Origin of the sequence: Noviherbaspirillum sp. L7-7A (assembly GCF_019052805.1) — a bacterium.
GTDB lineage: Bacteria > Pseudomonadota > Gammaproteobacteria > Burkholderiales > Burkholderiaceae_D > Noviherbaspirillum_A.
In genome coordinates, this window is sequence record NZ_JAHQRJ010000001.1 from 125,639 (window position 1) to 145,176 (window position 19,538).

At 64.7% G+C, this 19,538-nt stretch carries 17 protein-coding genes; 16 read left to right on the top strand and 1 reads right to left on the bottom strand.

Features of this window, described 5'->3' with window-relative positions; genetic code table 11:
• Position 1: 1 nt before the first annotated feature.
• The 11 genes from mraY (at position 2) to lpxC (ending at position 12,304) form a co-directional block, all read left to right on the top strand.
• Positions 2-1,171: a phospho-N-acetylmuramoyl-pentapeptide-transferase gene (mraY, locus tag KTQ42_RS00625; RefSeq protein WP_194714096.1), complete on the top strand. Its 1,170-nt coding sequence runs from the start codon at positions 2-4 to the stop codon at positions 1,169-1,171.
• Positions 1,171-2,661, top strand: coding sequence for a UDP-N-acetylmuramoyl-L-alanine--D-glutamate ligase (gene murD, locus KTQ42_RS00630; RefSeq protein ID WP_217343732.1), 1,491 nt, complete (start codon positions 1,171-1,173; stop codon positions 2,659-2,661). The genes mraY and murD overlap by 1 nt, the downstream gene beginning before the upstream one ends.
• Positions 2,658-3,860, top strand: coding sequence for a putative lipid II flippase FtsW (gene ftsW / locus KTQ42_RS00635; protein WP_217343733.1), 1,203 nt, complete (start codon positions 2,658-2,660; stop codon positions 3,858-3,860). Before murD ends, ftsW begins: the two co-directional genes overlap by 4 nt.
• Positions 3,857-4,948, top strand: a complete 1,092-nt coding sequence (gene murG, locus KTQ42_RS00640; protein ID WP_217343734.1) for an undecaprenyldiphospho-muramoylpentapeptide beta-N-acetylglucosaminyltransferase — start codon at positions 3,857-3,859, stop codon at positions 4,946-4,948. Before ftsW ends, murG begins: the two co-directional genes overlap by 4 nt.
• Entirely contained in the window at positions 4,945-6,342 is a 1,398-nt protein-coding gene (murC, locus tag KTQ42_RS00645; RefSeq protein WP_217343735.1) for a UDP-N-acetylmuramate--L-alanine ligase, read from the top strand. Before murG ends, murC begins: the two co-directional genes overlap by 4 nt.
• Positions 6,339-7,340 carry a D-alanine--D-alanine ligase gene (locus tag KTQ42_RS00650; RefSeq protein WP_217343736.1) on the top strand — a complete coding sequence of 334 codons (1,002 nt, stop codon included), beginning with the start codon at positions 6,339-6,341 and terminating at the stop codon, positions 7,338-7,340. The genes murC and KTQ42_RS00650 overlap by 4 nt, the downstream gene beginning before the upstream one ends.
• An 8-nt stretch (positions 7,341-7,348) precedes the next feature.
• Positions 7,349-8,116 (top strand): cell division protein FtsQ/DivIB, encoded by a 768-nt coding sequence (locus tag KTQ42_RS00655; RefSeq protein ID WP_217343737.1) that lies wholly within the window; start codon positions 7,349-7,351, stop codon positions 8,114-8,116.
• A 10-nt stretch (positions 8,117-8,126) separates the two neighbouring features.
• Positions 8,127-9,359 carry a cell division protein FtsA gene (ftsA, locus tag KTQ42_RS00660; protein WP_194714089.1) on the top strand — a complete coding sequence of 411 codons (1,233 nt, stop codon included), beginning with the start codon at positions 8,127-8,129 and terminating at the stop codon, positions 9,357-9,359.
• Between the two features lie 101 nt (positions 9,360-9,460).
• On the top strand, positions 9,461-10,645 hold the full coding sequence (gene ftsZ / locus KTQ42_RS00665) for a cell division protein FtsZ (RefSeq protein WP_217343738.1): 1,185 nt from the start codon (positions 9,461-9,463) through the stop codon (positions 10,643-10,645).
• A 119-nt stretch (positions 10,646-10,764) separates the two neighbouring features.
• Complete coding sequence (locus KTQ42_RS00670; protein WP_217343739.1) at positions 10,765-11,271, top strand: peroxiredoxin; 507 nt, start codon at positions 10,765-10,767, stop codon at positions 11,269-11,271.
• Between the two features lie 97 nt (positions 11,272-11,368).
• Positions 11,369-12,304 (top strand): UDP-3-O-acyl-N-acetylglucosamine deacetylase, encoded by a 936-nt coding sequence (lpxC, locus tag KTQ42_RS00675; RefSeq protein WP_217343740.1) that lies wholly within the window; start codon positions 11,369-11,371, stop codon positions 12,302-12,304.
• Positions 12,305-12,318: 14 nt separating this feature from the next.
• Here lpxC and KTQ42_RS00680 read toward each other — a convergent pair whose 3' ends face one another.
• The gene (locus KTQ42_RS00680) at positions 12,319-12,813 is read right to left on the bottom strand and encodes a hypothetical protein (protein WP_217343741.1); all 495 of its coding nucleotides are present in this window, start codon (positions 12,811-12,813) and stop codon (positions 12,319-12,321) included.
• Between the two features lie 47 nt (positions 12,814-12,860).
• On the opposite strand from KTQ42_RS00680, the gene KTQ42_RS00685 reads away from it, so the two are divergent.
• From KTQ42_RS00685 to KTQ42_RS00705, 5 genes are all read left to right on the top strand, one after another.
• Positions 12,861-13,814, top strand: coding sequence for a M23 family metallopeptidase (locus tag KTQ42_RS00685; RefSeq protein ID WP_217343742.1), 954 nt, complete (start codon positions 12,861-12,863; stop codon positions 13,812-13,814).
• A 344-nt stretch (positions 13,815-14,158) separates the two neighbouring features.
• Complete coding sequence (gene secA / locus KTQ42_RS00690; protein WP_217343743.1) at positions 14,159-16,921, top strand: preprotein translocase subunit SecA; 2,763 nt, start codon at positions 14,159-14,161, stop codon at positions 16,919-16,921.
• A 43-nt stretch (positions 16,922-16,964) separates the two neighbouring features.
• Positions 16,965-18,191, top strand: coding sequence for a bifunctional glutamate N-acetyltransferase/amino-acid acetyltransferase ArgJ (argJ, locus tag KTQ42_RS00695; protein WP_217343744.1), 1,227 nt, complete (start codon positions 16,965-16,967; stop codon positions 18,189-18,191).
• 54 nt (positions 18,192-18,245) lie between these two features.
• Positions 18,246-19,115, top strand: coding sequence for an ATP-binding protein (locus tag KTQ42_RS00700; protein ID WP_217343745.1), 870 nt, complete (start codon positions 18,246-18,248; stop codon positions 19,113-19,115).
• Complete coding sequence (locus KTQ42_RS00705; protein ID WP_217343746.1) at positions 19,115-19,522, top strand: NUDIX domain-containing protein; 408 nt, start codon at positions 19,115-19,117, stop codon at positions 19,520-19,522. The genes KTQ42_RS00700 and KTQ42_RS00705 overlap by 1 nt, the downstream gene beginning before the upstream one ends.
• Positions 19,523-19,538: the final 16 nt, after the last annotated feature.

Genomic DNA, 19,538 nt, shown 5'->3' on the forward strand with positions numbered 1-19,538 from the left:
CATGCTGCTTTGGCTGGCTCAATTTTTCCAGGACGAATTCGGTCCGCTGCGGGTATTCAACTTCATCACCTTCCGCGCTGTGTTCGCCACGTTGACCGCACTCGCTATCGGCCTGTTTTCCGGCCCGGCGGTGATCCGCATGCTGACCCGCATGAAGGTCGGCCAGGCGGTGCGCACCGACGGCCCGCAAACCCACCTGATCAAGTCAGGCACGCCGACCATGGGCGGCGCGCTGATTCTGATCTCCATCGGCATTTCCACGCTGCTGTGGAGCGACTGGAGCAACCGCTTCATCTGGCCGGTGCTGGTGGTGACGCTGGGCTTCGGCGCGATTGGCTGGGTCGATGACTACCGCAAGGTGGTGTACAAGGACCCGAAGGGCATGGCGTCGAAGGAGAAGTATTTCTGGCAGTCCCTGATCGGCCTGGGCGCGGCGCTGTATCTCGCCTTTTCGGTATCGGGCATCTCCAATGCCAACGTGCTGCAGCTGTTCATGGACTGGGTGAAGTCGGGCTTCTCGATGGACCTGCCGCCCAAGGCCGACTTCATCGTGCCCTTCTTCAAGACCATCAGCTATCCGCTGGGCGTCTGGGGTTTCATTGCGCTGACCTATTTCGTCATCGTCGGCACCAGCAACGCGGTCAACCTGACCGATGGCCTGGACGGCCTGGCCATCATGCCGACCGTGATGGTCGGCACAGCGCTGGGCCTGTTCGCCTACCTGACCGGCAGCGCGACCTATTCCCGCTACCTGTTCATTCCACACATTCCGGGGGCCGGCGAACTGATCATCTTCTGCGGTGCGATGGCCGGCGCCGGCCTGGCCTTCCTCTGGTTCAACGCCCATCCGGCGCAGGTGTTCATGGGCGACGTCGGCGCACTGGCGCTGGGCGGCGCGCTGGGCACCATCGCCGTCATCGTGCGGCAGGAAATCGTGCTGTTCATCATGGGCGGCGTGTTCGTGGTGGAAACCCTGTCGGTGATGCTGCAGGTCGGCTACTTCAAGTACACCAAGGCCCGCTTCGGCACCGGCCGCCGGGTGCTGCTGATGGCGCCGCTGCATCATCACTATGAACAGAAGGGCTGGAAGGAAACCCAGGTCGTCGTGCGCTTCTGGATCATCACGATGATGCTGGTGCTGTTTGGTCTGTCCACATTGAAGCTGCGCTGATGAACTATCAAGGCAAACAGGTACTGGTGCTGGGGCTCGGTGAATCCGGGCTGGCGATGGCGCTCTGGCTGGGACGCTGCGGCGCCGCCGTGCGCGTGGCCGACACCCGCGAAGCGCCCGAGCGCCTGCAGCAGCTGCGCCAGGCCTTGCCTGCGGCCGGCTTCACCGGCGGCGCCTTCAGCGCGGACCTGCTCGACGGCGTGGACATCGTCGCGGTCAGCCCGGGCCTGGCGCCGGGCCGCGAACTGGCGCCGCTGCTGGCGCCGGCGGCCGAACGCGGCATTCCGGTCTGGGGCGAAATGGAATTGTTTGCGCAGGCGCTGGACGCTCTGCGCGAAGAGCAGGGCTACGCGCCCAAGGTGCTGGCCATCACTGGCACCAATGGCAAGACCACGGTCACCAGCCTGACCGGCCTGCTCGTGCAACGGGCCGGCCTGTCGGCGCAGGTGGCCGGCAATATCAGCCCCTCGGCGCTGGACATGCTGCGCGCGCGGCTCGACGCCGGCGATCTGCCGCAGGTCTGGGTGCTGGAACTGTCGAGCTTCCAGCTGCATGGCTGCGCCAGCCTGCGGCCGGATGCGGCCACCGTGCTCAATGTCACGCAGGACCATCTCGACTGGCATGGCGACATGGCAGCCTATGCCGCGGCCAAGGCAAGGATTTTCGGCGCCGGCATGGTGCGCATCCTCAATCGCGACGATCCGCTGTGCATGAAAATGGCAGGCAAGGATGCGCCGCTGCTGACCTTTGGCAGCGACCAGCCCGGCGAGCCGGACTGCCTCGGCCTGACCCAGGAAAACGGCATGCTCTGGCTGACCCTTGCAGTGGCGGCGGAAGAGGGCGAGCGCAAGCGCCGCAAGAAGGACGATGCCGCGCTGCCGGTGCTGCACAAGCAGCTGATGCCGGCCGATGCGCTGCAGATCCGCGGCCGCCATAACGCCATGAACGCGCTGGCCGCGCTGGCGCTGTGCCGCGCCATCGGCCTGCCGCTGGCGCCGCTTTTGCATGGCCTGCGCGAATACCGCGGCGAGCCGCATCGCGTCGAACTGGTGGCCAATGTAGCCGGCGTTGATTATTACGACGACAGCAAGGGCACCAACGTGGGCGCGACGGTGGCCGCGCTCAACGGGCTTGGCGCTGGCCATGCCGTGCCGCACCTGCTGCTGATCGCCGGCGGCGACGGCAAGGGGCAGGACTTCAGCCCGCTGGCCGGGCCGGTGGCGCGCCATGCCCGCACGGTGTTCCTGATCGGCCGCGATGCCGCCGCGATCCGGGCGGCGCTGGCCGATACCGGCGTTGAAATGATCAGCTGCGACACGCTGGAGCGGGCGGTGGAGCGTGCCGGCGCGCTGGCGCAGGCAGGCGATGCGGTCCTGCTGTCGCCAGCCTGCGCCAGCATGGACATGTTCCGCAACTATGCCCACCGGGCCGAAGTCTTTGTCGATGCGGTGCGTGAACTGGCGCTGGCGCGGGGCGAGGTCATTGCATGAAATTCGCGCTGCCCTTCTTCTCCCGCGGCACCCCCGCATCCGAGGCACTGGCCCAGCGCCAGCAGCTTGCCGCCTATGACCAGGTGCTGGTCTGGGTCACCGTGCTGCTGATGCTGTTCGGCATGGTGATGGTGTATTCCGCCTCGATCGCGCTGCCCGATTCGCCCAAGTACGCCGCCTACCAGAACAGCCATTTTCTGGTGCGCCAGGCAATGTTCATCACGGTTGCGCTGATATCCGGCGCGCTGGCCTTCAGGGTGCCGATGAAGACCTGGCAGAAGCTGGCGCCCTATCTGTTCGTCTTTACGCTGGTGTTGCTGGTGCTGGTACTGGTGCCTGGCCTGGGCAAGGGCGTCAACGGCGCCAAGCGCTGGCTGTCGTTCAAGGTATTCAACCTGCAGCCGTCCGAACTGATGAAGCTGTTCATGGTGCTGTACGCGGCCGACTACACGGTGCGCAAGCAGCAGCACATGCATCGGTTCACCAAGGGCTTCATGCCCATGGCGATGGCGGTTGGCTGCGTCGGCCTGCTCCTGCTGCTGGAGCCCGACCTCGGCGCCTTCGGCGTGATCGTCTGCATCGCGATGGGCATCCTGTTTTTGGGCGGCATCAACGGCGTCTGGTTCGGGGGCATCGCCTCCATACTGGTGGTGCTGTTCGGCCTGGTCATCGGCCTGTCGCCGTGGCGGCGCGAGCGCATCTTCGCCTACCTCAATCCCTGGACCGAGGAAAACGCGCTGGGCAAGGCTTACCAGCTGTCGCATTCGCTGATTGCCTTTGGCCGCGGCGAGCTGTTCGGCGTCGGCCTTGGCGGCAGCGTGGAAAAGCTGCATTACCTGCCGGAAGCCCATACCGACTTCCTGCTGGCCGTGATCGGCGAGGAGCTCGGCTTTGTCGGCGTGCTGGTGGTGGTGGTGATGTTCTACTGGATCATCAAGCGCGCCTTCGAGATCGGCCGCCAGGCCATCGCGATCGACCTGACCTTCGCCGGCCTGACGGCAAAGGGCATTGGCCTGTGGATAGGCGTGCAGACCTTCATCAACATGGGCGTGAACCTGGGCCTGTTGCCGACCAAGGGCCTGACGCTGCCGCTGATGAGCTATGGCGGCTCGGGCGTGCTGATCAACTGCGTTGGCCTGGCCATCCTGTTGCGCATCGATTACGAGAACCGCATCCGCATGCGCGGAGGCCGGCTATGAAGCGCATGAAGCTGATGGTGATGGCGGCCGGCACCGGCGGCCATATTTTTCCGGGCCTGGCAATCGCCGAGACCATGAAGGCGCGTGGCTGGGATGTATCGTGGCTCGGCACGGCGCGCGGCATGGAGCAGGAACTGGTGCCCAAGCATGGCGTGGCGATGGACAGCATCGATTTTTCCGGCATGCGTGGCAAGGGCCTGATGCATACGCTCTCCGGCGCCTTTCGCTTGAGCGCCAGCTTTGTCTCCTGCCTGCGCATCCTGGCGCGGCGCAATCCGGATGTGGTGCTGGGCATGGGCGGCTATGTCACCGTGCCGGGCGGCCTGATGGCGCGCCTGCGCGGCGTGCCGCTGGTGCTGGTCAATGCCGACGCCGCCCTGCTGCTGTCGAACAAGACACTCACGCCGGTGGCGCGCCGGGTGCTGTTCGGCTTTCCGGCCGACTTCGGCGCGGCGGCCGGCAAGGCTTCCGTGACCGGCAATCCGGTGCGCCGCGAAATCACCGACCTGCCGCCGCCGTCGCAGCGCTATGCAGGCCGCACCGGTGCGTTGCGCCTCATGGTGGTGGGCGGCAGCCTGGGCGCTAAGGCGCTCAATGATGCGGTGCCCGCGGCCATGGCGCTGCTGCCCGAAGACAAGCGGCCTGTGCTGGTGCATCAGTCCGGCAAGCAGCATATCGACGCGCTGCGCCGTGCCTATGCGGACGCCGGCATCCAGGCGGAAGTGGTGGCCTTCATCGACGACATGCCGGCCCGCTATGCAAAAGCCGACCTGGTACTGTGCCGCGCCGGCGCGATCACCGTGTCGGAACTGACCGCGGCCGGCGTGGCCAGCGTGCTGGTGCCCTTTGTCGCCTCCACCACCAGCCACCAGCGCGACAACGCGCAGTGGATGGACGGGCAGGGCGCAGCGCTCTATCTGCCCCAGAATGAACTGACGCCGCAGCGGCTGGCCGCGCTGCTGGCGGAAATGACGCGCGGTCGCTGCGCGGAAATGGCCGAAGCGGCATACCGCAACGGCAGGCGCGACGCCAATCAGGCGATTGCGGATATCTTGGAAAAACTGGCGGCAACGCCAAAGACAGCATGAAACATAAAGTAAAGAACATCCATTTCGTCGGCATCGGCGGCAGCGGCATGAGCGGCATTGCCGAAGTGCTGCTCAACCTGGGCTATACCGTTTCCGGTTCCGACATCGGCAGCAATCCCGCCACCGAGCGCCTGGCCCAGCTGGGCGCGAAAGTCAGCCGCGGCCATGAAGCCGCCCATATCGAAGGCGCCGACGCTGTGGTCACATCGACCGCGGTCAAGGCCGACAACCCGGAAGTGCTGGCCGCCCGCGCGCGCCGCATCCCCATCGTGCCGCGCGCGATGATGCTGGCCGAACTGATGCGCCTGAAGAATGGCATCGCGATTGCCGGCACCCACGGCAAGACCACCACCACCAGCCTGGTGGCCAGCGTGCTGGCCCAGGGCGGACTGGACCCGACCTTCGTGATCGGCGGCCGCCTCACCAGCGCCGGCGCCAATGCCAAGCTGGGCTCGGGCGACTTCATCGTGGCCGAGGCCGACGAGTCCGATGCTTCCTTCCTGAACCTGTCCCCGGTAATCGAAGTCATCACCAACATCGATGCCGACCACATGGAGACCTATGACCACAGCTTCGCCAAGCTGAAGCAGGCCTTCATCGAATTCACCAACCGGCTGCCGTTCTACGGCGTGGCGATCCTGTGCCTGGATGACGCCAACGTGCGCGAGATCATGCCCTTCATTTCCAAGCCGGTGCTGACCTATGGCTTCCACCCGGAAGCGCAGGTCCGCGCAGTCGATGCCCGCGCCAGCGATGGCCTGATGCAGTTCACCGTGATCCAGGAAGGCTATGCGCCGATGGACATCAGCCTGAACCAGCCCGGCATGCACAACGTCCAGAATGCCTGCGCCGCCATTGCGATCGCCCGCGAACTGGGCGTGGCCGACAGCGCCACGCAAAAGGCGCTGACCGAATTCAATGGCGTCGGCCGCCGCTTCACCCGTTACGGCGACATCACGCTGGCCAACGGCACCACCTTCACCCTGGTGGACGACTATGGCCATCATCCGGTGGAAACCGCGGCCACGCTGGCCGCGGCGCGCGGCGCCTATCCCGGCCGGCGCCTGGTGCTGGCCTTCCAGCCGCATCGCTACACCCGCACCCGCGACCTGTTCGAGGACTTCGTGAAAGTGCTGTCGTCCACCGACGCGCTGGTGCTGGCCGAGGTGTATGCAGCCGGCGAGCAGCCCATCGTCGCCGCCGACGGCCGTTCGCTGGCCCATGCCTTGCGCGTGCTGGGCAAGGTCGAGCCGGTGTTCGTCGAGGACATCGCCGACATGCCGGCCACCATTGCCGATGTCGTGAAGGATGGCGATGTGGTCATCACCATGGGCGCCGGCTCCATCTCCGGCGTGCCGGCCCAGCTGGCGCAGCGCGCAAGGGAGGCGGCATGACAAGCCCGAACCTGGCGCAGGAACTGGGCAAGGTCGGCGTGCTGTACGGCGGCCGCTCGGCCGAGCGCGAAGTCTCGCTGATGTCGGGCGCCGGCGTGCTGGCCGCGCTGCGCGCCAAGGGTGTCGACGCCCATGGCTTCGATCCGGCCGAACAGGACCTGTCGCAACTGGCCGCGCAGCAATTCGACCGCGTCTTCATCGCGCTGCATGGCCGCTACGGCGAGGACGGCACGCTGCAGGGCGCGCTGGAGCAGCTCGGCATTCCCTATACCGGCTCCGGCGTGATGGCATGCGCGATCTCGATGGACAAGATCATGACCAAGCGCATCTGGCTGTCGCACGGCCTGCCGACGCCGCGTTTCATGACGCTGGACAAGCATGCCGGCGGCGAGCAATTGCAGGGCGTCGCCAGGGAACTCGGGCTGCCGCTGATGCTCAAAGCGCCGCATGAGGGTTCCACCATCGGCATTTCCAGGATCGAATCGCTGGAGGCCATGCAGGCCGGCTTCGATGACTGCGCCCGTTACGACGACACGGTGCTGGCCGAGGCATTCATTCGCGGCCGCGAGCTGACCGTGCCGGTGATGGGCGCCGGACGCGATGCCCGCGCGCTGCCCGTGGTGGAAATCCGCGCGCCGCAAGGCAACTATGACTACGAGCACAAGTATTTCAGCGATGACACCGAATACCTGTGCCCGGCGCCGCTGGATGAAGCGCTGACGGCGCGCATCCAGGCGCTGGCAGTGCAGGCCTATAACGCGCTGGGATGCACTGGCTGGGCGCGCGTGGATTTCATGCTGCGCGCCCCGGACGACGAGCCATTCCTGCTGGAGATCAATGCATCGCCCGGCATGACCGGCCATTCGCTGGTGCCGATGTCGGCCCGCGCCAGCGGCGTGAGCTATGAAGACCTGTGCCTGGAGATCGTCAGATCGGCCAGCCTGGACCTGCAACCCGCGGCCGGCTGGAAGCCGTCCATGGCAAACAAGAGCGAGTGACGGCAAACATGTGGCAAGACATCCGACTGCTCAATGCAACGGCCAATGCGCTGCTTGGCCTGCTTGCGCTTGCGCTGCTCGGATCGGCAGTATGGTGGCTGGTGCATCGTCCGCTGTTTACGCTGCGCGAAGTCAAGCTGGAAGGACCGGACCACGGCGCGCTGCAGCATGTGAGCCCGTCCACCGTGCGTGGCACCGCGCTGCCGCGCATCAAGGGCAACTTCTTCACCGCCAACCTGGAAGAGGTGAGGGTGGCGTTTGAATCGGTGCCCTGGGTGCGGCGCGCGGCGGTGCGGCGCGAATGGCCCAACAAGCTGGTGGTGGTGATCGACGAGCACAAGCCGCTGGGAACCTGGGGCGAGGACGGCAAGCTGATCTCGGTGGAAGGCGACATCTTCACCGCCAATTTGGCCGAGGCGGAAGAGGAAGGCGACCTGCCCGAGTTCAACGGGCCGGCCGGTTCGGAACGCGAGGTCGTCGCCCGCTACCGGGATTTGACGCAGTGGCTGGCGCCGGTGGAGCTCAAGCCGGAGGCGGTGGAGTTGTCGGGTCGCTATGCATGGACCGTGAGGCTGAGCAATGGCGTCACGGTGGAACTGGGCAGGGAACAAAACAGGGAGACCCTGAAAAACAGGGTAGAGCGGCTGGTGCGGATTTATCCGCAACTGGTTGCACGGTTGCAGGACCGGATCGAAAGCGTGGACATGCGTTACCCGACCGGGTTGGCGCTGAAAGCGTCAGGTTTGACTCTGGCACCCGAAACAAAAAAGAAATAAGCGAAAGAACATGACTAAAGACGCGAAAAACCTGATCGTCGGCCTCGACATCGGCACCTCCAAGGTGGTGGCGGTGGTGGCCGAGGTCATGTCGAATGGACGGCATGAAGTGATCGGACTCGGGCAGCATGAATCGCGTGGCCTGAAGAAGGGTGTGGTCGTCAACATCGAGGCAACGGTCGAATCCATCCAGCGCGCGCTGGAGGAAGCCGAGCTGATGGCCGACTGCAAGATCCGCAATGTCTATACCGGCATCGCCGGCAGCCACATCCGCAGCTTCAATTCCAGCGGCATGGTTGCGATCAAGGACAAGGAAGTCACCGCGACCGACGTGGCGCGCGTGATCGAAACCGCGAAGGCGGTCAACATCGCCACCGACCAGCAGCTGCTGCACACGGTGCCGCAGGAATTCATCGTCGACAACCAGGAAGACGTGCGCGAGCCGATAGGCATGAGCGGCATCCGCCTGGAAGTGAAGGTGCATATCGTGACCGGCGCGGTGTCGGCGGTGCAGAACATCGTCAAGTGCGTGCGCCGCTGCGGCCTGGAAGTGTCGGACCTGATCCTGCAGCCGATGGCCTCGGCCGACGCCGTGCTCACGCCCGACGAAAAGGAACTGGGCGTGGTGCTGATCGACATTGGCGGCGGCACCACCGACGTGGCGATCTTCACCGAAGGCGCGATCCGGCACACCGCCGTGATCCCGATCGCCGGCGACCAGATCACCAACGACATCGCGATGGCGCTGCGTACGCCCACCGCGGAAGCGGAGGAAATCAAGCTGCGCTACGGCGTGGCCAAGCAGGTGCTGGCCGATCCTGGCCAGCAGCTTGAAGTGCCTGGGCTGGGGGACCGCGATCCGCGCACCCTGTCGCGCCAGGCGCTTGCCGCGGTGATCGAGCCGCGCGTGGAAGAACTGTTCGCACTCGTGCACCAGGTGGTGCGCGAGTCGGGCTACGAGGAAGTCCTGTCGTCAGGCCTGGTCCTGACCGGAGGCACCTCGATGATGCCGGGCATGGTCGAACTGGCTGAGGACATCTTCCTCAAGCCGGCCCGCCTCGGCATGCCGGAGTACAGCGGCCAGCTGGCCGACGTGGTGCGCAGTCCGCGCTACGCCACCGTGCTTGGCCTGCTGCTCGAGGCAAAGAAGCAATATCTGCGAGGCCATATCGTGACCCGCCAGGAAGGATCGGTAAAGGCGGTGTGGCAGCGCATGAAGGAATGGTTTTTGGGGAATTTTTAATCGGGTTTGCTTTCAACATCAACGGCAGTAGGCAGTCGTTAGTCGTCACAGGCCGTGAGGCCTACTGACTGCACGCTGCAACATCTCAACGAGGAGTCATCATGGAAATCGATATTCTGGACAATACGTCTGACGGCACCGTCATCAAGGTTGTCGGCGTCGGTGGCGCTGGCGGCAATGCAGTGCAACACATGATCAACAAGGGCGTGTCGGGCGTGGAGTTCATCTGCGCCAACACCGACGCCCAGGCGCTGAAGGTATCGAAGGCGCATAACGTCATTCAGATCGGCGACACCGGCCTGGGCGCCGGCATGAAGCCCGCCATCGGCCGCCAGCTGGCCGAGGAATCCCGCGGCCGCATCGAGGATGCGCTGCGCGGCGCGCACATGGTCTTCATCGCCGCCGGCATGGGCGGCGGCACCGGCACGGGCGCCGCGCCCGTGGTGGCGCAGATCGCCAAGGAGCAGGGCGCGCTGACCGTGGCCGTGGTCTCCAAACCGTTCTCGTACGAAGGCCAGAAGTGCATGGACATCGCCAACGAAGGGCTGGAGGCGCTGTCGCAGCATGTCGATTCGCTGATCATCATCCTGAACGAAAAGCTGGAAGAGATCTATGAAGACGACAGCATGATCGAGTGGCTGCAGCATGCCGACGACGTGCTCAACAACGCGGTGGCCGGCATTGCCGAGATCATCAATGTGCCGGGCCATATCAACGTCGACTTCAACGACGTCAAGACCATCATGGGCGAGCAGGGCAAGGCCATGATGGGTACCGCGGTGGCGTCCGGCGTGGACCGCGCCCGCCTGGCCGCGGAGCAGGCAGTCGCCTCGCCGCTCTTGGACGGCATCGATTTGTCCGGCGCGCGCGGCGTGCTGGTCAACGTCACTGCCAGCCGCAGCCTGAAGGGCAAGGAAATCAAGGAAGTCATGGCCACCGTGCGCGCATTCGCCGCGCCGGACGCATCGATCGCGCAGGGCATCGCCTACGACGAGTCGATGGGCGACGACATCCGCGTGACCGTGGTTGCCACCGGCCTGGGCCGCACCCGCAAGACCGTGCAGCTGGTCCAGACCCAGGCACTGCGCACCGGCACCCATGACGAGGTGATGATGGGCGGCATGGCGCATGCCCATGGCGGCAGCCATGGCGGCGCCGCGATGGATAGCCTGAAGGCGCCGGCGGTATGGCGCAACAAGACGGCATCGGAAACCGTGCGCGCTCTGGAAAAGAACGGCATGGAAACCTACGACATCCCGGCCTTCCTGCGCAAGCAGGCAGACTGATGGCATAGGCGCCCGTTCTGCAGGAAGTTGCGGAACGAGGCATACTCCGTGCTGCGCGCCGAGCCCGATGTCGGGCTCGGTTTTTTTTCGCATTTTTTCTGCACACCGAAAGGACCATCATGACCATCAAAGTTGGCGAACGCCTGCCTGACGCGACCCTCTCCGAGTTCATCGACGTTGAAACCGAAGGCTGCACCCTCGGCCCCAACACCTTCAAGGTCAGCGAACTGACCCGCGGCAAGAAGATCGCCATCTTCGGCCTGCCAGGCGCCTACACCCCGACCTGCTCGGCCAAGCATGTGCCCGGTTATATCGCGCATGCCGACGCCTTGAAGGCCAAGGGCGTCGACGAGATATGGTGCGTGTCGGTCAACGACGCCTTCGTGATGGGCGCCTGGGGCCGCGAGCAGAAGGCCACCGGCGTCGTGCGCATGATGGGCGACGGCAGCGCTGAATTCACCAAGGCGCTCGGCATGGAATTCGACCTGACCGCGCGCGGCATGGGCGTGCGCTCGCAGCGTTATTCGATGCTGGTCGAAGACGGCGTGGTCAAGCAGCTGAACCTGGAAGCGCCGGGCAAGTTCGAGGTGTCGAACGCGGAAACCCTGCTGGGGCAGCTGGGCTGATGCAACAGGCGCAATGCCTGTACGCATTGCGCCACAGGGTCCGCGGTATTTGTTCCTTCAGGAACGACAGCCCGGACCTGATTGTTATAATCGCGCGATGTTAAAACAACGTACTATCAAGCAGTTAGTCAAGACCACCGGCGTGGGCCTGCATTCCGGCACCAAGGTCGAACTCACCCTGCGCCCGGCCGCCATCGATGCCGGCATCCTGTTTCGCCGCGTCGACTTCGATCCGCCCGTGCTGCTGCCTGCCTCGGCGCTTGGCGTGGGCGATACCCGCATGGCTTCCACGCTGCAGCAGGATGGCGCCAAGGTGTCGACCGTGGAACACCTGATGTCGGCCTGCGCTGGCCTGGGCATCGACAATCTCTGCATCGACCTGACCGCCGAAGAAATTCCCATCATGGATGGCTCGGCCTCTTCCTTCGTCTTTCTGTTGCAGCAGGCCGGCCTGCAGGAACAGGACGCACCGAAGAAATTCATCCGTGTCAGGAAGCCTGTGGAAGTGCGCGAAGGCAGCGGCGCACAGGAAAAATGGGCCAGGCTCGATCCCTACAATGGTTTCCGCCTGAAGTTCTTCATCGAATTCAATCATCCGGCGGTGGACCGCACCGGCCAGATCGCCGAGGTCGATTTCAATGAAGAGTCCTATGTGCGCGAAGTGGCCCGTGCCCGCACCTTCGGCTTCATGCAGGATGTCGAAACCCTGCGCGGCCTGGGCCTGGCGCGCGGCGGCTCGCTGGAAAACGCGATCGTGATGGATGAATACCGCATCCTCAATCCCGATGGCCTGCGTTACGAGAATGAATTCGTGCGCCACAAGATCCTCGATGCCATCGGCGACCTGTACCTGGTTGGCCATCCGCTGCTGGCCAGCTACACCGCGCACAAGTCGGGCCATGGCCTGAACAACCAGTTGCTGCGCGCGCTGCTGGCTCAACCGGATTCCTATGAACTGGTCAGCTTTCCGAAGCTGGCCGACGCGCCGCCGGCCTATGCCGGGCAGGTCGGCGCAGAGTGGGCCCTCAATTGATCTAGAGATCTGAATTACTTGCGATGGCGGCCGACCATGGCCGCGATCGCTGCCCGCAGCGCTTCATTGCGCGGCGAATTTTCCAGCGTGTCGCCGAGTTCCGCCAGGGCCGATACCGCCTGCTGCGGCAGGCGCAGCTGCTTCACCGGCACCGGCTTGGGCATGTTGGTGGGCCGCACCTGTACCTTCAGACGTATCGAGCCGATCTGCCATCCCTGCGCCGCCAGGCTTTCCTGCAGTTTCGGCAATCTGTTTTTCAGCTTCGCGGCGACCGAGGCATTCGGCACGCCCAGCACCAGCTGCTCGGCGCTGCACAGGAGCACTTCGCAATAGCCGAACATGTCGGGCAGGATGGCCGCGCAGGCCTTCTGCAACTGTGCCATGCGCCTGACAGCGGGTAACAGCAGCGCCATCTTTTCATTTGCGCCAAGGTAAGAAGCCGCGTCGTGCGCGGCGGGTGTTTTGATGCCGCGCACCAGATTGCGCGGAAATCCTTGTGAACTAATCATCGGCTTAGCGTATCACATCGCACGATTGAGTTTGATTAAGGAACAAGATGCAGATCATTCTGTTGCATCCAAGAATGACGCAGGCAAAGTCGCTGACGCTCAAGCCGCGTCATGTTGCGCTGTTTGCCGTGGCCTTTGCCTTTTGTGTGCTGACGATGGCCGGCATGCTGTATTACCTGGGCGTTGCGACCGGACTGGCCGACAGGCTGCCATTTGCGCGCACCGTGCATGTATCGGGCGCCGCGCCGCAGGCGCAGGCGCCGGACCCGCAGGTGAAGAAAAGCCTGGCGCAGATGGCTACCCGGGTGGGTGAATTGCAGGCGCAGCTGGTGCGCCTGGATGCGCTGGGCGAGCGGGTGCAGGGCCTGGCCGGGGTGCGGCCCGAGGAATTCAATTTCCGCGAAAAGCCCGGACGCGGCGGCGCCGAGCCGTCCAGCCATCCGTCACGGGAACTGGGCGTGCAGGAATTCCAGCAGATGCTTGATACCCTTGCACGGGACGTCGAGCATCGCGCCGATTATTTCAACGTGGTGGAAAGCGCACTGATGCGGGAACGGGTCCAGGCCAAGCTGCTGCCGACCAGCCAGCCGGTGGCGGTTGGCTACAACGCGTCCAGCTTCGGCTGGCGCTTCGATCCGTTCAATGGCCGCAGCACCTTCCATGAAGGCGTCGACTTCGCCGCGCCCACCGGCACGCCGATCGCGGCCGCGGCCGGCGGCGTGGTGGTGACCTCGGAATACCATCACCAGTTCGGCAACATGCTGGAGGTTGATCATGGCAACGGCCTCGTCACCCGCTATGCCCATGCGTCGCGGCTGCTGGCGCGGGTCGGCGACATCGTGCGGCGTGGCCAGCATGTGGCCGATGTCGGTTCCACCGGCCGCTCCACCGGCGCGCATCTGCATTTCGAGGTGCTGGTGATGGGCGTGCAGCAGGACCCGTCGAAATTCCTGGCGGCCGGCGCCGACCAGGCATTCAGGACGGCGCAGAAGGGCAAGTGACCGCGGTCGGGCCGGGAAACGGGTAAAGTTTGACCAGACATCGTTTCCGGGAGGGTAGGCCCAATCGAGCCAGGAGCCTGCGTGGTAGAAGGCAGCGGCTGCAACGGGCGAGAAAGCGGCCCATTTCGCCAGCACCGCCTGCGCCCAGGGCCCCACCCTGGGCTTGCCGGCGCTGCCAAACTGGTCTCGCTTCTCGCCCGTTTCGCTTCGCTGCCTTCTACCACGCAGGCTCCTGGGGCTGCATGCTAAAATCCCCCGATTTGGCAACAATCCCTATTCTGCTCGACGCGATCATGGTGGTTTGCGCGAGGTTTTTTCCACGCCGCCCTTATTAGACTCCAAGCATGTCATTACTGACCCAGATTTTCGGCAGCCGCAACCAGCGGCTGCTCAAGCAGTACCAGAAGACCGTACGCGAGATCAATGCGCTCGAGGCTGTCGTCGAGAAACTCTCCGATGCCGAACTGCAAGCCAAGACCCCTGCCTTCAAGGAGCGCATCGCCAAGGGCGAGGCGCTCGACGCGCTGCTGCCGGAAGCCTTCGCGGTCTGCCGTGAAGCCAGCAAGCGGGTGCTGAAGATGCGCCATTTCGACGTGCAGCTGATCGGCGGCATGGTTCTGCACAATGGCAAGATCGCCGAGATGGGCACCGGCGAAGGCAAGACGCTGATGGCAACGCTCCCGGCCTACCTGAATGCGCTGGCCGGCAAGGGCGTGCACATCGTCACCGTCAACGACTACCTGGCCCAGCGCGACGCCGAATGGATGGGCAAGCTCTACGCCTGGCTCGGCCTGTCCACCGGCATCAACCTGTCGCAGATGGAGCACAGCGCCAAGCAGGCCGCCTATGCCGCCGACATCACCTACGGCACCAACAATGAGTTCGGCTTCGACTACCTGCGCGACAACATGGTCTACGATGCCGCCGACCGGGTGCAGCGCGCGCTGCATTACGGCATCGTCGACGAGGTGGACTCGATCCTGATCGACGAGGCGCGCACGCCGCTGATCATCTCCGGCCAGGCCGAAGACCATACCGACCTGTACCTGAAGATGAACGCGCTGCCGCCGCTGCTGACGCTGCAGATCGGCGAGGAAAAGCCGGACGGCAAGTCCACCGTGGAAGTGCCGGGCGACTACACCAAGGACGAGAAGGCGCACCAGGTATTGCTGACAGAGGCCGGCCATGAAAAGGCCGAGCAGATCCTGACCAGCATGGGCCTGCTGCCGGAAGGCGCTTCGCTCTACGACGCCGCCAACATCACCCTGATCCACCATCTGTACGCGGCGCTGCGCGCCCATGTGCTGTACCACAAGGACCAGCATTACGTGGTGCAGAACGGCGAAGTCGTGATCGTTGACGAATTCACCGGCCGCATGATGACCGGCCGCCGCTGGTCCGACGGCCTGCATCAGGCAGTCGAGGCCAAGGAAGGCGTGCGCATCCAGAACGAGAACCAGACGCTGGCCTCGATCACCTTCCAGAACTACTTCCGCATGTACGGCAAGCTGGCCGGCATGACCGGCACGGCCGACACCGAAGCCTACGAGTTCCAGGAAATCTACGGACTGGAAACCGTGGTGGTGCCGCAGAACCGGCCGAACCAGCGCAAGGACCGCCAGGACCAGGTCTACAAGAGCGCCGAGGAAAAATACAATGCGATGCTGAAGGATATTCAGGATTGCTACGAGCGCGGCCAGCCGGTGCTGGTGGGCACGACCTCGATCGAGAACTCCGAACTGCTGTCGTCCATCCTGACCAAGGCCAAGCTCGAGCACAATGTGCTCAATGCCAAGCAGCATGCGCGCGAAGCGGAAATCGTCGCGCAGGCAGGCCGCCCGCGCATGATCACCATCGCCACCAACATGGCCGGCCGCGGCACCGACATCGTCCTGGGCGGCAATGTCGAGAAGCAGGTGCAGCTGATCGAAGCCGACCCGTCGCTGTCCGACGCCGAGAAGGCCCAGCGGTCGCAGAAGCTGCGCGACGAATGGCAGTCGCTGCATGACCATGTGGTCAAGGCCGGCGGCCTGCATATCATCGGCACCGAGCGCCACGAGTCGCGCCGGGTCGACAACCAGCTGCGCGGCCGCGCGGCGCGCCAGGGCGACCCCGGTTCCTCGCGCTTCTACCTGTCACTGGACGACCCCTTGCTGCGCATCTTCGCCGGCGACCGGGTGCGCGCCATCATGGAAAGGCTGAAGATGCCGGAAGGCGAGCCGATCGAGGCCGGCATCGTGTCGCGCTCGATCGAGTCGGCGCAGCGCAAGGTCGAGGCCCGCAACTTCGACATCAGGAAGCAGCTGCTGGAATACGACGACGTCGCCAACGACCAGCGCAAGGTGATCTACCAGCAGCGCAACGAGCTGCTGGAAGCGCATGACGTCTCCGAAATGATTGCCTCGCTGCGCCAGGGCGTGTTTACCGACCTGTTCCGCGCCCGCGTGCCGGAGGAGTCGCTGGAAGAGCAGTGGGACCTGGCCGGCCTGGAACAGGAACTGGCCAATGAATGGCAGCTGCAGGTGCCTCTGACGGCCATGATGGCGGCCGAGCCCAACCTGACCGATGAAGACCTGCTGGAACGCCTGCTGAAGGCTGCCGACGATGCCTACAACGCCAAGGTGACGGTGGTGGGCAAGGAAGCCTTCGCCGGCTTCGAGCGCAGCGTGATGCTGCAGAGCGTCGACAGCCACTGGCGCGAGCACCTGGCCGCGCTCGACCACCTGCGCCAGGGCATCCACCTGCGCGGCTATGCGCAGAAGAACCCGAAGCAGGAATACAAGCGCGAAGCCTTCGAGCTGTTCGGCCAGATGCTGGACCTCATCCGCAATGAAGTGGTGCGCATCGTGATGACGGTGCGCATCGAGTCGCGCGAGGAAATCGATGCGGCCGAGGAGCAGCTGGCGCACCAGCCGGTGGGCAATGTGCATTACCAGCATGCCGACTTCAACCCGGCGCTGGCGCCTGAAGAACTGATGTCGCCCGACAGCTCGACCCAGGGCGGCGCGATGCCGGACGTGACCGAGGTGCCCAAGGTCGGCCGCAACGATCCATGCCCATGCGGCAGCGGCAGGAAATACAAGCAGTGCCACGGACGCCTGTCCTGATCGCTGATCATTACCGTTATCTGAAAGAAAAGAGCAAGCAGCCATGGCCGTCAATCTTCCCCTTCCCGTCGCCGCTCACCTGAAGCCGGTGCCCGGCATCGAGCTCGGCCATGCCGAAGCCGGCGTGCGCAAGGCCAACCGCAAGGATGTGCTGGTGATGCGCCTGGCGCCCGGCGCTACTGTCGCCGGCGTGTTCACCACCAACCGCTTCTGCGCGGCGCCGGTGCAGGTATGCCAGTCGCACCTGGCGGCCGGCAAGGGCATACGGGCGCTGGTGGTCAACACCGGCAATGCCAATGCCGGCACCGGTGAAACAGGTCTCGCGCATGCAAACCAGACCTGCGAGGCGCTGGCAGGCCTTTTGGGCTGCGATGCGCAGCAGGTGCTGCCGTTTTCCACCGGCGTGATCCTGGAGCCGCTGCCGGTGGACCGCATCAGGGCCGGCCTGCCGCAGGCGATCGCCAACCTGAATGCCGACAACTGGTACAACGCCGCTGAAACCATCATGACCACCGACACCCAGCCCAAGGCGGCGTCGCGCACGGTGGAGATCGGCGGCAAGACCATTACCCTGACCGGCATCAGCAAGGGCGCCGGCATGATCAAGCCCAACATGGCGACCATGCTGGGCTATGTCGCCACCGATGCCAGGGTGGCGCAGCCGGTATTGAATGAACTGGTGAAGACGGCCGCCAACCAGTCCTTCAACTGCATCACCATCGACGGCGATACCTCGACCAACGACTCCTTCATGCTGATCGCCACTGGCGCTTCGGGCGTGGATGTGGGCGCGCCCGGCTCGGCCGACTATGCGCTGTTTGAACAGGCCGTGGTGGCGCTGTCGCAGGAACTGGCGCAGATGATCATCCGCGACGGCGAAGGCGCGACCAAGTTCATCACGGTGACGGTGGAAGAGGGCGCGAGCGTCGAGGAATGCCACAAGGTTGCCTATTCGATCGCCCATTCGCCGCTGGTCAAGACCGCCTTTTTCGCTTCCGACCCCAACCTCGGCCGCATCCTGGCCGCCATCGGCTATGCGGGCGTGGACGACCTCGATGTCAGCAAGCTCAACCTGTATCTGGACGATGTCTGGGTCGCCAAGAATGGCGGCCGCAATCCGGACTACCAGGAAGCCGATGGACAGCGCGTGATGAAGCAGAGCGAGATCACGGTGCGGGTGAAGCTGGCGCGCGGCGCTGCCCGGGCCACGGTCTGGACCTGCGACCTGTCGCATGACTATGTCAGCATCAACGCCGACTACCGTTCCTGATCCTTCAACCGATTCCGACCTGACGGCGGCGCCTGCGGGCGCCGCATTGCCATCATGACCCAACTCGATACCTTCCTGTCCCGTGCCGAAGCGCTGCTGGCGCGCATTGAAACCCTGCTGCCGCAGGCCGCGAATGCCGCGCCCGACTGGGATGCCGGCCATGCCTTCCGCTGGCGCAAGAGCAATGGCCACGGCAGGCTGCAGCCGGTGCGTCACATGGCGCCGATCGCGCTGGACGACCTGCAGCACATTGGCCCGCAAAAGGAGCAGATCGCGCAGAACACCTTGCAGTTCGTGTCCGGCCGGCCCGCCAACAACGTGCTCCTGACCGGCGCCCGCGGCACCGGCAAGTCCTCGCTGATCAAGGCCTGCCTGAATGAATATGCGGCGCGGGGCCTGCGCCTGATCGAGGTCGACAAGGATGACCTGGTGGACCTGCCCGACATCGTCGAACTGGTGGCCGCCCGCCCCGAGCGCTTCGTCATCTTCTGCGACGACCTGTCCTTCGAGGAAGGCGAGAGCGGCTACAAGGCGCTGAAGACGGCGCTGGACGGCAGCATCGCCGCGCAGTCGGACAATGTGCTGATCTATGCCACGTCCAACCGCCGCCATCTGATGCCCGAGCGCATGTCCGACAATGCCACCTATACCCATGACGAGGACGGCGACCTGCATCCCGGCGAAACCGTGGAAGAGAAGATCTCGCTGTCCGAGCGCTTTGGCCTGTGGGTGACCTTCTATGCCTTCAAGCAGGGCGATTATCTCGACATCGTCGGCCACTGGCTGCGCCATTTCGGCTGCAATGACCAGCAGGTGGAGGCGGCTCGCGGCGATGCGCTGCGCTGGGCGCTGCAGCGCGGCTCCCGTTCTGGCCGGGTGGCCTGGCAGTTTGCCCGGGACTACGCCGGTCGCGGTACCGCCTGATGACTGCGCCGATCAATGTCGCGGTCGGCATCCTGATGCGCGACAACGGCGACGTGCTGCTGGGCCAGCGGCCGGAAGGCAAGCCGTATGCGGGCTACTGGGAATTCCCGGGCGGTAAGGTCGAAGAGTATGAATCCATCGCAGATGCCCTGCGTCGCGAGTTCGTCGAGGAGCTAGGGATCACGGTGGTGTCGGCCGAGCCATGGTGCTGTGTCGAGCATGTCTATCCGCATGCCCATGTGCGGCTGCATTTCTACATCAGCCGGGAATGGCAGGGCGAGCCCCAAAGCCTGGAAGGGCAGGCCTTTTCCTGGCAGGGCAGCGTCGACGTCGAGCCGCTGCTGCCGGCGACCATCCCGCTGATCGAGTGGCTGGACCGCTTGCGGGGCAAGGCTGGCGCACTCTGAAGCCGCGGCTGCACAC